The following is a 13,830-nucleotide window of genomic DNA, read 5'->3' on the forward strand; positions in this document are numbered from 1 at the left end:
GATGGTGACGTTCGCGCAGGCGCAGGAGCGCGGTGAAGAGTGGGTCAACGGGGACGTTCCGGCGTATCAGCACCGTGAGGTGCGGGTGCGGGAGTTCGGGCTCGGGTTCGTGGTGTGGGCCGAGGACCGTGCGGAGGGGCCGCGTTCGGACGGGGGCGGGCAGCGGTTGGTGCTGGCCCGCGACAGCGGTGAGGCCACGTTGTGGCCGGCGCTGCCGGTGGGTGAGGTGATCCGCCGGTACGAGGAGGAGTACGGCCGTCCGGAGGGCGAGCCGGCGCCGGTGCCGCCGGCCGCGGCGCGGGTGGATCTGAACCAGACGTCGTTCCTGCTGTCGCCGCCGGAGTGGTTGCAGGAGGCGGCGGACCGGCTGGGGATCGGGGAGGCGGCGGATTCCGCGCCGTCGTCCTCGACTCCTGCCTCGACCCCGACTCCGGCCTCGGCCCCGACTCCGGCCTCGGCCCCGACTCCGGTCTCGGCCTCTTCGTCCGGGGCTGCTTCCGCTTCCCCTCCGTCTTCCTCTTCCTCTTCCTCTTCGTCGGTTTCTCCGGCTGCTCCCGTCCCGCCGGCGCCTGCCGCTGCGGCGGGTCCGGCCGGGGACTTCGGTGATCCGGCGCTGCCCCGGACGCAGGCGGGGGTGCCGACGCCGGTTCCCACGCCCGCCGGGGCCACGCCCTGGGCGGGTACGGACACCAACGGCGATGCCGGTGACGACCGTTCCGTGCCGCTGCCGGCGACGGTGTTCGCGCCGCCGCTGAGCGGTGTCGACGACGAGGTGCCGCCGCCGCCCTCCGCCGCGTCGGACGCCAAGACGGCGCTGATCTCGGGCGGCAGCCGGATTCCGCCCACGGCGGTCGCGCCGGCGATCCCCGACGTGGACGGGCCGGGAGCGCCGGGCGGTGCTCCCGCGCCGTCGTCCGCCCCCACCCCGCCTCCGCCGCCGGGGCCGTCGTCCTACGGCGGTGCGCAGGCGCCCGGTGCGCAGGCGCCCGGTGCGCCGCAGCCGCCGGCCGGTCCGGGGGCCACGGGTGCTCCGGCGCGGCCGCTCGCGCCGAACGCCGGGGACATCGCCGATGCGGCGACCAGCAAGGCGGCCCCGCCGCCGCGCCGGCGTACCGGTGGGGCACCGCCGCCGCCTCCGCCGAGCGCGCCGGGCATGCCCGGCGCGCGGCCGGGTGCCACGCCCGCGCCGTCCGCCGGTCCGGGTGGGCCGGGCGCGTCGGCGGGCGGTTACGTGCCCACGCAGCTGGTGTCGTCGCTGGGTCCCGAGGGACCGGCGGGACCGGGGACGCCGGGCGCTCCCGCCGGCCCCGGTGCTCCGGGTGCTCCGGGCGCCCCCGGTGGGCCGCGCCCGCCCGCCCCGCCGAACCCGCCCGGCGGTACGCCCCCGGGCGGGGTGCACCACGCCGCGACGATGCTCGCGGACCCGAGCCGGATGGGCCCGGGCGCGCCGCAGCCGCCGGGCGCCCCCCAGCCTCCCGGCGCTCCCCACCCTCCGGGCGCTCCCGGCGCTCCGGGGATGCCTCCTGCCCCGGCCGCGCCCGGGGGGTCCGCCGGTGGGGCCCAGGGTGCCGCGCACCGGGCCGCCACGATGCTTTCCGGGCCCCCGCCGGGCGGCCCCGGCGCGCCCCCGCCCCCGCCGCCCGCTCCCGGCGCTCCGGGGATGGCTCCGGGCGCCCCGCGACCGCCGATGCCGCCGCCCGGCGCGATGCCGCCCCCCGGCGCCGTGCCGCCGCCGGGCGTGCCCGGTCCCGGGCAGCCGCAGGCGTACGGGTATCCCCAGCAGGGGCAGCCGACCGTCGGGCCGGGCTACCAGGCCGTGCTGCGCTACCGGGCGCACGACGGGTCGGAGCAGCAGGTGATCCGGCGTTCGGCGCCGGGCATGCCGCACCCGGAGTGGCAGATCTTCCACGAGCTGCGGGCGATGAACGTGCCGCAGGACCAGGTGCTGGAGCTGCACACCGAGCTGGAGTCGTGTGAGCTGCCGGGGGCGTACTGCGCGCGGATGATCCGTGAGCAGTGGCCGCAGGCGCGGATCACGAGCATCGCGCCGTACGGCACGGACCATGCGAGCCGGCAGCAGGGGATGCAGCAACTCCTGGCTCATCAGGGCGAGTTGCATCAGGTCGCCGACGGTCCGGCGCGTCCCGCCCCGGTGCGCGCGCCGTTGCCGCCGGTGCAGCCGTTGCCGCCGGTCCCGCCGGAGGCGATCGCGCAGGAGATGGGTGCGGCGTTCGGGCCGGGGGTGTTCCGGTTCGAGCAGGCCGCGGTGTCCCGGCAGGGTGTGCCGCCGATCGTGGCGCACACGCTGGTCGTCGCGGGTCTGCCGGTGGACATGGGGCCGTTCTTCTGGGCGCAGGCCCAGCCGGGGCGGCCGGTGCCGACGCTGGCCGAGCTGGCGGCGGAGCGGGGGGTGCGTCCGGCGGCGGACGCGGGCTCGTACCTCGTCATGGGCAGCGACTTCGGCAAGGCGCTCTGCGTGCAGTACGGCACGGCGCACATCGTGGCCGTGCCCGTGGAGGCGGGGCCGGGCGGGGCGCCCGTGGCGCCGCAGTTCGTGAACAGCGGGCTGCCGGAGTTCGCGCGCTGCCTCGCGCTGCTGGGGCGGATGTGGCGGCTGCGGTTCGGGCTGAACCAGGAGCAGGCGGGCCGCTGGACCGTCGACTTCCAGGCGCAGCTGGCCGCGCTGGACCCGGTGGCGCTCGGTTCGCCGGAGAGCTGGTGGTCGGTGCTGCTGGAGGAGATGTGGGACGGGCTGCTGTGAGGCGTCCGCCCCGCTGACGCGCGGGTGCGCGGGAGGGCCGGGCCCGGTCGAGTGACCGGGCCCGGCCCTTTCGCATGGGCGGACGGCCTCGACCCGCGCGCGGAGTGTCGCGTGACGGGCGTTTACATCTGATACCTCATGATATGCGGGAAATCATTTCTTCCGCGGCCGTCCGGTGGAGAGGGGTTCCAGGTGATCGGCGTCTCGAAGGCACCACCCGGGTTCAGGACCGTTCGCGGACGCGGTTACCGGCCCGGACAGGTCGACGCGTACCTCGCCGCGCTCTCGGCCGACCGGGACGCCGCCTGGGAGCGGGCCGCCCGGCTGACCGTGCTGGCCAAGGACATGGAGGCCGAGGCCGTACGGCTGCGGGAGGCCGTGAGCGGGCTGGCGCCGCAGACGTACGACGCCCTCGGGGAGCGCGCCCGGCGCATCTTCCAGCTCGGGCAGGAGGAGGCGGCGGCCGTGCGGGAACGCGCCCGGAGCGCGGCGCGGGAACAGGTCGCGCGGGCCGCGGCGGACGCCCGGGCGGTGCGCGCGACGGCGCGGGAACGGGCCGACGAGGTCCGCGCACGGGCGCAGGAGCGCGCCCGGCAGCACCTGCTCGCGGCGCGCGCCGAGGCCGACGGGATCCGCGTCGGCGCCCGGCGCGAGGTGCGGGAGCACCGGGGCGAGGCCCTCGCGGCCCTGCGCGAGACGCGCCGGCGCACCGCCGCCCTGCTCGCCGGCCGGGAGCGGGACGAGGCCGGGCGGTGGGCCGCGGCCGAGCGCGCGGAGGCCGACCGGGCCGCCGCGCTCGACGCGCACCACGCGCGGCTGGTGGCGCGCGCCGAGGCGGCGCTGTCCGCGGCACGGCAGGACCTCGCCGACGCCGGGGAAGCCGCCCGCCTGCGCCAGGAGGAGGCACACGCGCGTGCCGCCGAAGTCGTCGCCGAGGCCCGCGCGCGTGCGGAACGGATCGCCCGCGAGACGGAACGGGTGCTGCGCGAGCACGGCGAGCGGTGGGACGAGGTGCGGGCGCAGATCGACTCCGTGCGCAGCAGCCTGAGCACCCTGACGGGGCGCGGCGCGCAGTGAGCCCCCGCCGGGCCCCGCCCCGATCCCCTTACGGGGCGTACGGGGGTCAGGGGCCGGTGCGGTGGGAGGGCCGTGGGGCGTGGGGCGTACGAGGATCAGGGCCCGGCGCGGCGAGAGGGCGTACGGGGTGTCGCGGGGCCAGGCGGGACGGTGACGACAGGGCCCGGGGCGAAGCAGGGCGCGACGGCGACCGGACCGGTCGACCGGCGGAGGACCGCCGCCGCAGCACGGCGCCGGGCCGGGCCGGGGCAGGCCGGGCCGGACCGGGGCGGGGCGTCACCCGCCCGGACGGGGCGGGCGGCCCCCCGCCGCCGGCGCCGGATCAGTCGCCCGGCTCGGCCAGCACCGGGAAGTGACGCGGGGCCAGGCACAGCAGCAGCAGGAAGGCGAGCGCGGCGGCGCCCGCCGCGCCCAGGTACACCGCGTGCACGGCCTCCGCGACCGCGTGCCGGGTCGCCCCGGCGGCGGCGCCCGCGTCCAGGTCGCGCACGACGGAGTCCAGGTCGCCCGCGCCGCCCAGCCGGGCCGCCAGCACACCGTTGGCGACCGCCCCGAAGACGGCCGCGCCGATCGTCTGCCCGCTCTGGCGGCAGAAGAGGACGGACGCGGTGGCGGTGCCGCGCTCCGACCAGCCGACCGTCGACTGCACGCCGACGATCAGCGGCAGCTGGAACAGGCCCAGGGCCGCGCCGAGCAGCAGCATCAGCAGCATCGGCTGCCAGGCCGCCCCCGGATACGGCAGCAGGGGGAACGCGAGCAGGACCAGCGTCGCCGCGCCGATGCCGAGCAGGGCGGTGTCGCGGAAGCCGATGCGCCGGTACACGTGCTGGCTCAGGGCCGCCGACAGCGGCCAGCTCAGCGTCCACACCGACAGCACGAACCCGGCCGTCACCGGGTCCAGGCCCAGCACCGCCTGCGCGTACGTCGGCAGGAACACCGCGGGCGCCACCATCAGCAGGCCCAGCGCGCCCAGCGCGAGGTTGACCGCGGCGATCGTACGGCGGCGCCACACCCAGCCCGGGATGATCGGCTCGGCGGCTCGGCGCTCGATCGCCACGACGAGGCCGGCCAGGACGAGCCCCGCGGCGAACAGGGCGAACGACGGCGCCGACCGCCACGGCCAGGCCACCCCGCCCTGCACCAGCGCGGTCAGCAGCACCCCGCCGGTCGCGAAGACCGCCAGCGCGCCCGCCCAGTCGACCCGGCCGCGTGGCCCCGACGTCCGCTCCGGCTCGTGCAGGTGACGCACGATCAGCCACAACGCCACCGCCCCGACGGGCAGGTTGACCAGGAAGATCCACCGCCAGTCGGCGTACGCCGCCAGCAGCCCGCCCAGCCCCGGCCCCGCGACCGCGGACACCGCCCACACGGTGGACAGCCTGGCCTGGATCCTCGGGCGCTCCTTCAGCGGGTAGAGGTCGGCGGCGAGGGTCTGCACGGTGCCCTGCAGCGCGCCGCCGCCCAGGCCCTGCACGACGCGGAACGCGATCAGCGCGCCCATGTCCCAGGCGAGCGCGCACAGCAGCGAACCGAGCAGGAAGAGGACCGCGCCGGCCACCAGCACGGGTTTGCGGCCGAAGGTGTCGGAGAGCTTGCCGTAGACGGGCAGGGTGACGGTGACGGCGAGGAGATAGCCGGAGAACAGCCAGGAGAAGACGGAGAACCCGCCGAGGTCGCCGACGATCTGCGGCACGGCGGTGGACACGACGGTGGCGTCGAGCGCGGCCAGCGCCATGGAGAGCATCAGCGCGGCGGCCACCGCCCCCCGCTTCGCGGTGGCCGCGCCCCGCCCCCGCCCCTGCCCCGCGGCCTCCCGTGCCGCGGGTCTGGTGTCGCCCATCCGGTGCTCCTCCCCGCCTGTCCCGTGCCCCTTGCACCTATCGGCCCCGGACAGCCTCCCACCCGACCCCGGCCCGACGGGAGGGTGGAGCCTGACCGGGCCCCAGGGTGGACACGACCCCGAGGAACACTCCACCTCTCGGTGGACAGCCCCTAGGGGTATCTCCGTACTACGGCTCGGGGAGGGTTCGTACCGACGGAGGACGAGAGAGGCCCGGGCTGCTCCTTAACCTGGCTTTACGCCGCTGGGGCGGACAACCCCACCGGCCGGAGGTGGGGTTAACCCCCCACGAAGACGGGCCCGAGCCCCAGCGCGCCGGACCCGGTCGCACCGACAGACTCTTCGACGTAGCACCCGGCACGCGCAGTACCCAGCACGGCAGCGCCGCACCAAGCGCAGCACCACGCGAGCACCGCACCAAGCGAGCACCGCACCACGCACCGACGCGGCAGGCACCACGCGCGCGTCCCGCTCGCTTCCTCACTTTCGACCTTTGGAGATTCACGTGACTTCGGCTGTGACCATTCCCAGGCACGGGGGCACTGGAGGGCGTACGGCCGTTGCCGCTCGGGCGCGGCAGGTCGTCAAGGCGTACGGGTCCGGGGAGACCCGCGTCGTCGCCCTCGACCACGTCGACGTGGACATCGCCCGTGGCCGCTTCACCGCGATCATGGGCCCCTCGGGGTCCGGCAAGTCCACCCTGATGCACTGCCTCGCCGGCCTGGACACCGTCACGTCCGGGCAGATCTATCTGGACGAGACCGAGATCACCGGGCTCAAGGACAAGAAGCTGACGCAGCTGCGCCGGGACCGGATCGGGTTCATCTTCCAGGCGTTCAACCTGCTGCCCACGCTCAACGCGATCGAGAACATCACGCTGCCCATGGACATCGCCGGCCGCAAGCCCGACCGGGCCTGGCTGCAGCAGGTCGTCGAGACGGTCGGGCTGTCCGACCGGCTCAGGCACCGGCCCACCCAGCTCTCCGGCGGCCAGCAGCAGCGCGTCGCCGTGGCCCGCGCCCTCGCCGCCCGCCCCGAGATCATCTTCGGCGACGAGCCGACCGGGAACCTCGACTCGCGGGCCGGCGCCGAGGTCCTGGGCTTCCTGCGCCGCTCCGTGGACGAACTCGGCCAGACCATCGTGATGGTCACCCACGACCCGGTCGCCGCCTCCTACGCCGACCGCGTCCTGTACCTCGCCGACGGCCGCATCGTCGACGAGATGCACCAGCCGACCGCCGAGCAGGTCCTGGACCGCATGAAGGACTTCGACGCCCGGGGGCGTACGTCATGACCGTGCTGAGAACCTCGATGCGCAACTTCTTCGCGCACAAGGGACGCATGGCCCTGTCGGCCGTGGCCGTCCTGCTGTCGGTGGCCTTCGTCTGCGGGACGCTGGTGTTCACCGACACCATGAACACCACCTTCGACAAGCTGTTCGCGGCCACCTCCTCCGACGTGACGGTGAGCGCGAAGGGCGCCTCCGACACCGGGGAGACCACCGCCAAGAACGGCAAGCCGCCGGTCATGCCGGCCGACGTGGTCGGCAGGGTCCGCGGGGCGGCCGGCGTGAAGTCGGCCGAGGGAACCGTCTTCTCCAGCGCCGTGACCGTCGTCGACGCCGACAAGGACAGCCTGTCGCCGTCCAGCGGCGCCCCCACCATCGTCGGCAGCTGGAACGCCAACGAGGCCCGCACCATGGAGATCACCGAGGGTGCCGCCCCCGCGGACTCCGGCCAGATCATGGTCGACGCCGACACCGCCGACAAGCACCACCTGAAGCTCGGCGACGAGATCGCCGTCATCACCGCGGTCGGCACCCACACCGCGAAGGTCTCGGCCATCGCGTCCTTCACCGTCACCAACCCCGGCGCGGCGATCTTCTACCTGGACACCAGGACCGCGCAGGAGACCCTCGTCGGCGAGACCGGCGTCTTCACCAACGTCAACGTCACGGCCGCGGCCGGGGTGAGCGACGCGCAGTTGAAGAAGAACGTGGTGGCCGCGCTCGGCGGCGACTACAAGGTGCAGACCGCCAAGGAGACCGCGGACGCCAACCAGGAGCAGGTCGGCGAGTTCCTGAACGTGATGAAGTACGCGATGCTCGGCTTCGCCGGGATCGCCTTCCTCGTCGGCATCTTCCTGATCATCAACACCTTCTCCATGCTGGTCGCCCAGCGCACCCGTGAGATCGGCCTGATGCGGGCCATCGGCTCCAGCCGCAAGCAGGTCAACCGCTCGGTCCTGGCCGAGGCGCTGCTGCTCGGCGTCGTCGGCTCCGTCCTCGGCGTCGGCGCGGGCGTCGGCATCGCCGTCGGCCTGATGAAGCTCATGAGCATGACCGGCATGAACCTGTCCACCGACGACCTCACGGTGGCCTGGACGACCCCGGTCGTCGGCCTGGTCCTCGGCGTCGTCGTCACCGTCCTCGCCGCCTACCTGCCCGCCCGCCGGGCCGGCAAGGTCTCCCCGATGGCCGCGCTGCGCGACGCCGGCGCCCCCGCCGACGCCAGGGCCGGTGTCGTACGGGCCGTGCTCGGACTGCTGCTCACCGGCGGCGGCGTGGCCGGCCTCTACCTCGCCTCCGCCGCCGACAAGGCGAGCGAGGGCTCCCTGTGGCTCGGCCTGGGCGTCGTCCTGAGCCTGATCGGGTTCGTGGTGATCGGCCCGCTCCTCGCGGGCGGCCTGGTCCGGGTGCTCGGCGCGGTCGTGCTGCGGGCCTTCGGCCCCGTCGGCCGGATGGCCGAGCGCAACGCCCTGCGCAACCCGCGCCGCACCGGCGCCACCGGCGCCGCCCTCATGATCGGGCTCGCCCTGGTCGCCTGCCTGTCGGTGGTCGGCTCCTCCATGGTCGCCTCCGCCTCCGAGCAGCTCGACAACAGCGTCGGCACCGACTTCATCATCCAGAACGACGGCGGCCAGCTGATCATCCCGCAGGCCGTGCAGGCCGTGAAGGCGACGCCGGGCCTGGAACGGGTCACCGAGTACAAGCTCCTCGACGCCGACCTGACGACCCCGGACGGCAGGACGTCCAAGGGCGAGACGATCAACGCCGCCGACCCGACGTACGCGACGGACGTCTCCACCGAGACCGTCGCCGGCAAGCTCGCCGACGCCTACCGGCCCGACTCGATGTCCGTCTTCGAGGGCTTCGCCGAGGAGCACGGTCTGACGATCGGCTCTAAGGTCCAGGTCGCCTTCAAGGACGGCACCGCCGCCGAGCTCACCGTCCGCGCGATCACCAGCGACGAGGTCGTCATCGACAAGGGCGCCATGTACGCCTCCATCTCGACCGTCGCCACGTACGTGCCGGCCGGGAAGATGCCGCTCGACCAGCTCGTCTTCGCCACGGCGAAGGAGGGGCAGCAGGACGCCGCCTACGCCTCGCTGAAGTCCGCGCTGCACGGCTATCCGCAGTACACCGTCCGCGACCAGACCGACTACAAGGAGCAGCTGAAGGACCAGATCGGCCAGATGCTGAACCTGATCTACGGCCTCCTGGCACTCGCGATCATCGTGGCGGTGCTCGGCGTGGTGAACACCCTCGCCCTGTCCGTGGTCGAGCGCACCCGGGAGATCGGCCTCATGCGGGCGATCGGCCTCTCCCGCCGCCAGCTGCGCCGCATGATCCGCCTGGAGTCGGTCGTCATCGCCCTCTTCGGCGCGCTGCTCGGCCTCGGCCTGGGCATGGGCTGGGGCGCCACCGCCCAGCAGCTCCTCGCCCTGGAGGGCCTGACCGTCCTCGACATCCCCTGGCCGACGATCATCGGCGTCTTCGTCGCCTCGGCCTTCGTGGGCCTGTTCGCCGCGCTGGTCCCGGCGTTCCGGGCGGGCCGGATGAACGTCCTGAACGCGATCGCCACGGACTGACCTCCGGTCGGGCGGGCCGGCGCCGAGGAGCCACGGGGGGCTCTTCGGCGCCGGCTCCGTCGTGCCCCGGGCGGGAGCCTCCGCCCCCTCCGGATCCCGCAGGGTGGTACCTGCCCCTGGATCCCGCCAGGGGTTTCCTGCCCTGGATCCCGCCAGTGGGTTCCGTCCCGGGCCCCGGCCTGTGCCTGGATCCCGCCAGTGGGTTCCGTCCCGGGCCCCGGTCCGTCCCGGATCTCCTCAGGGGCTTCCGTCCCCGGATTCCGCAGGGGATCCCCTTCCTGGACCTCGGCAGAGGGCTTCCGCCCCCGGATCCGGTCAGAGGGTCCCCGCCTCCCGGACCTCGTCAGAGGGGCGCGGCCCCCCGGGCCGCGTCAGGGGCTTCCGCCCCGCCCCGGATCCCGGCCCGTGTCCGCCCACCCGGCCCGGTGGGAAAGGGGGCGGCGGTGGGGCGGGGCGGCCCGTCCGGTGTCCGGCGGGGGCGGAACGGCCCCGCCCGCCGCCCCGAGTCGTCCACAGGCCCGGGCGGTCCGCCCCGCCCCGTCGTACCCTGGACACCCCCGGCTCGTGACACGCGTCGGGCCCTTCGCGTTGTCCACTCGGCAAGCCCACCTCGGACCAGATCACCCACCTCGGACCCCCGGACGGAAAACCCCCTCCATGAGCCTGCACGGTCTGCTCGACGCCGTAGTGAAGGATCCCGCCCTCGCGGAAGCGGTCTCCGCCGCCGCCGACGGCAACCGCCCGCACGTCGACCTCGTCGGCCCCCCGGCGGCCCGCCCCTTCACGATCGCCGCCCTCGCCCGGGAGACCTCCCGCACGGTCCTCGCGGTCACGGCGACCGGTCGCGAGGCGGAGGACCTCGCCGCCGCCCTGCGCTCGCTCCTGCCCCCGGACGGCGTCGTGGAGTACCCCTCCTGGGAGACCCTCCCGCACGAGCGGCTCAGCCCGCGCAGCGACACCGTCGGCCGCCGCCTCGCCGTCCTGCGCCGCCTGGCCCACCCCCGCCCCGACGACCCCGAGACCGGCCCGGTCTCCGTCGTCGTGGCGCCCGTGCGCTCGGTGCTCCAGCCGCAGGTCAAGGGGCTCGGCGACCTGGAGCCGGTGGCCCTCAGGGGCGGCCAGACCGCCGACCTGGACGAGATCGTCGCAGCCCTCGCCGCCGCCGCGTACGCGCGCGTGGAACTGGTCGAGAAGCGCGGCGAGTTCGCCGTGCGCGGCGGCATCCTGGACGTCTTCCCGCCCACCGAGGAACACCCCCTGCGGATCGAGTTCTGGGGCGACGACGTCGAGGAGATCCGTTACTTCAAGGTCGCCGACCAGCGCTCCCTCGAAGTCGCCGAACACGGGCTGTGGGCGCCCCCCTGCCGCGAACTCCTCCTCACCGACGACGTCCGCACGCGCGCGCGTGCCCTCGCCGAACAGCACCCCGAACTGGGCGACCTGCTCGGCAGGATCGCGGAGGGCATCGCCGTCGAGGGCATGGAGTCCCTCGCGCCCGTCCTCGTCGACGACATGGAGCTGCTGCTCGACGTGCTGCCCGAGGACGCGATGGCCGTCGTCTGCGACCCCGAGCGGGTCCGCACGCGCGCGACGGACCTGGTGGCGACGAGCCAGGAGTTCCTCCAGGCGTCCTGGGCGGCCACCGCGGGCGGGGGCGAGGCCCCCATCGACGTCGGCGCGGCCTCCCTGTGGTCCCTCGCCGACGTGCGGGACCGCGCGCGCGAGCTGGACATGATGTGGTGGTCGGTGTCCCCCTTCGCCGCCGGCCTGGAGCTGGAGAGCGACACCCTCAAGCTCGGCATGCACGCCCCCGAGGCCTACCGCGGCGACACCGCGAGGGCGCTGGCCGACACCAAGGGCTGGCTCGCCGACGGCTGGCGCACGGTCTTCGTGACCGAGGCGCACGGCCCGGCGGCCCGCACGGTCGAGGTACTGGGCGGCGAGGGCGTCGCGGCCCGCCTCGACGCGGACCTCGGCGAGATCTCCCCCGCGGTCGTGCACGTGGCGTGCGGCTGCATCGACCACGGCTTCGTGGACCCGGCGCTCGGACTCGCCGTCCTCACAGAGACCGACCTGACCGGCCAGAAGGCGGCTGGCAAGGACGGCGCCCGGATGCCCGCCCGCCGCCGCAAGACCATCGACCCGCTCACCCTGGAGGCGGGCGACCACATCGTCCACGAGCAGCACGGCGTGGGCCGCTACATCGAGATGGTGCAGCGCACGGTCCAGGGCGCCACCCGCGAGTACCTGGTCGTGGAGTACGCCCCCGCCAAGCGCGGCCAGCCCGGCGACCGCCTCTACATCCCCACCGACCAGCTCGAGCAGATCACCAAGTACGTCGGCGGCGAGGCGCCCACCCTGCACCGCCTCGGCGGCGCCGACTGGACGAAGACGAAGGCGCGCGCGAAGAAGGCCGTCAAGGAGATCGCCGCCGACCTGATCAAGCTGTACAGCGCCCGCATGGCCGCACCCGGGCACGCCTTCGGCGCGGACACCCCCTGGCAGCGCGAACTGGAGGACGCCTTCCCCTACGCGGAGACGCCCGACCAGCTCACCACCATCGCCGAGGTCAAGGACGACATGGAGAAGTCGGTCCCCATGGACCGCCTGATCTGCGGCGACGTCGGCTACGGCAAGACGGAGATCGCCGTCCGCGCCGCCTTCAAGGCCGTCCAGGACGGCAAGCAGGTCGCCGTCCTGGTGCCCACGACGCTGCTGGTGCAGCAGCACTTCGGCACGTTCAGCGAGCGGTACGCGCAGTTCCCGGTGAAGGTGCGGGCGCTGTCGCGCTTCCAGTCCGACACGGAGGCCAAGGCGGTCCTGGAGGGCCTGCGGGAGGGCTCCGTCGACGTCGTCATCGGCACCCACCGCCTGTTCTCCTCGGAGACGAAGTTCAAGGACCTGGGCCTGGTCATCGTCGACGAGGAGCAGCGCTTCGGCGTCGAGCACAAGGAGCAACTGAAGAAGCTGCGGGCCAACGTCGACGTCCTGACGATGTCGGCCACCCCCATCCCGCGCACCCTGGAGATGGCGGTGACCGGCATCCGCGAGATGTCGACGATCACCACGCCCCCCGAGGAGCGCCACCCCGTCCTCACCTTCGTCGGCCCCTACGAGCAGAAGCAGATCGGCGCCGCGATCCGCCGCGAACTGCTGCGCGAGGGCCAGGTCTTCTACATCCACAACCGGGTCGAGTCCATCGACCGGGCCGCGGCGAGGCTGCGCGAGATCGTGCCCGAGGCCCGGATCGCCACCGCCCACGGCCAGATGTCGGAGACCGCGCTGGAGAAGGTCGTCGTCGACTTCTGGGAGAAGCGCTTCGACGTGCTCGTCTCCACCACCATCGTCGAGTCCGGCATCGACATCTCCAACGCCAACACCCTCATCGTCGAACGCGGCGACAACTTCGGCCTGTCCCAGCTGCACCAGCTGCGCGGCCGGGTGGGCCGCGGCCGCGAACGCGGTTACGCCTACTTCCTGTACCCGCCGGAGAAGCCGCTCACGGAGACGGCCCACGAGCGGCTGGCGACCATCGCCCAGCACACGGAGATGGGCGCGGGCATGTACGTGGCGATGAAGGACCTGGAGATCCGCGGCGCCGGCAACCTCCTCGGCGGCGAGCAGTCCGGGCACATCGCCGGCGTCGGCTTCGACCTGTACGTGCGGATGGTCGGCGAGGCGGTCGCGGACTACCGGCGGCAGCTGGAGACGGGGGAGATCGAGGAGGCCCCCCTGGAGGTCAAGATCGAGCTGCCCGTCGACGCGCACGTGCCGCACGACTACGCCCCCGGCGAGCGGCTGCGCCTCCAGGCCTACCGGGCCATCGCCTCGGCCAACTCCGAGGACGACGTCAAGGCCGTGCGCGAGGAACTCGTCGACCGCTACGGCAAGCTGCCCGAGCCGGTGGAGAACCTGCTGCTGGTGGCCGGGCTGCGGATGCTCGCGCGTTCGTGCGGCGTCGGGGAGATCATGCTCCAGGGCACCAACATCCGGTTCGCGCCGGTGGAACTGCGCGAGTCCCAGGAACTGCGGCTGAAGCGGGTCTACCCGGGGACGGTCGTCAAGCCGGCCGCGCACCAGCTCCTCGTCCCCCGCCCCAAGACCGCGAAGGTCGGCGGCAAGCCGCTGGTCGGGCGCGAACTGCTCGGCTGGGTGGGCGAGTTCCTGGTCACGGTGCTGGGATAGGCGCGGTGGGCGGGCGACGGGCGGGTGGTGTCGGCGGCAGGCGGTCGGCGGCAGGCGGCAGGCGCCCGGCGGGCGCCGGGGCCCGCCGGCCGGGCGC

Annotated in this window: 6 protein-coding genes; 5 read left to right on the plus strand and 1 reads right to left on the minus strand. The window is 74.5% G+C overall.

The features are described from left to right. The first annotated feature begins 1 nt into the window (after position 1). Together ACF09K_RS15535 and ACF09K_RS15540 are read left to right on the plus strand one after the other, a co-directional pair. Entirely contained in the window at positions 2-2,761 is a 2,760-nt protein-coding gene (locus tag ACF09K_RS15535) for an SUKH-4 family immunity protein (protein WP_392243785.1), read from the plus strand. A 192-nt stretch (positions 2,762-2,953) separates the two neighbouring features. Then, the gene (locus tag ACF09K_RS15540; protein ID WP_392243787.1) at positions 2,954-3,838 is read left to right on the plus strand and encodes a DivIVA domain-containing protein; all 885 of its coding nucleotides are present in this window, start codon (positions 2,954-2,956) and stop codon (positions 3,836-3,838) included. A gap of 322 nt (positions 3,839-4,160) precedes the next feature. Here the strand turns inward: ACF09K_RS15540 and ACF09K_RS15545 are convergent, their stop codons facing one another. Beyond that, positions 4,161-5,678, minus strand: coding sequence for an MFS transporter (locus ACF09K_RS15545; protein WP_392243789.1), 1,518 nt, complete (start codon positions 5,676-5,678; stop codon positions 4,161-4,163). A 505-nt stretch (positions 5,679-6,183) separates the two neighbouring features. Between ACF09K_RS15545 and ACF09K_RS15550 the strand changes: the two genes are divergently transcribed. The 3 genes from ACF09K_RS15550 (at position 6,184) to mfd (ending at position 13,733) form a co-directional block, all read left to right on the plus strand. Continuing rightward, on the plus strand, positions 6,184-6,972 hold the full coding sequence (locus ACF09K_RS15550) for an ABC transporter ATP-binding protein (protein WP_392243791.1): 789 nt from the start codon (positions 6,184-6,186) through the stop codon (positions 6,970-6,972). Then, positions 6,969-9,548: an ABC transporter permease gene (locus ACF09K_RS15555; RefSeq protein ID WP_392243793.1), complete on the plus strand. Its 2,580-nt coding sequence runs from the start codon at positions 6,969-6,971 to the stop codon at positions 9,546-9,548. Before ACF09K_RS15550 ends, ACF09K_RS15555 begins: the two co-directional genes overlap by 4 nt. A gap of 657 nt (positions 9,549-10,205) precedes the next feature. Further along, positions 10,206-13,733, plus strand: a complete 3,528-nt coding sequence (gene mfd, locus ACF09K_RS15560; RefSeq protein ID WP_392243794.1) for a transcription-repair coupling factor — start codon at positions 10,206-10,208, stop codon at positions 13,731-13,733. The last annotated feature ends 97 nt before the right edge of the window (positions 13,734-13,830 follow it).

The sequence above is a fragment of the Streptomyces sp. NPDC014882 genome, from assembly GCF_043081325.1.
Classification (GTDB): Bacteria; Actinomycetota; Actinomycetes; order Streptomycetales; family Streptomycetaceae; genus Streptomyces.

What these genes read in the sequence shown, in the direction of transcription:
- ACF09K_RS15535 (WP_392243785.1), top strand. Translation starts at nt 2, where the DNA reads ATGGTGACGTTCGCGCAGGCGCAGGAGCGCGGTGAAGAGTGGGTCAAC.
- ACF09K_RS15545 (WP_392243789.1), bottom strand. Translation starts at nt 5,678, where the DNA reads ATGGGCGACACCAGACCCGCGGCACGGGAGGCCGCGGGGCAGGGGCGG.
- ACF09K_RS15555 (WP_392243793.1), top strand. Translation starts at nt 6,969, where the DNA reads ATGACCGTGCTGAGAACCTCGATGCGCAACTTCTTCGCGCACAAGGGA.
- mfd (WP_392243794.1), top strand. Translation starts at nt 10,206, where the DNA reads ATGAGCCTGCACGGTCTGCTCGACGCCGTAGTGAAGGATCCCGCCCTC.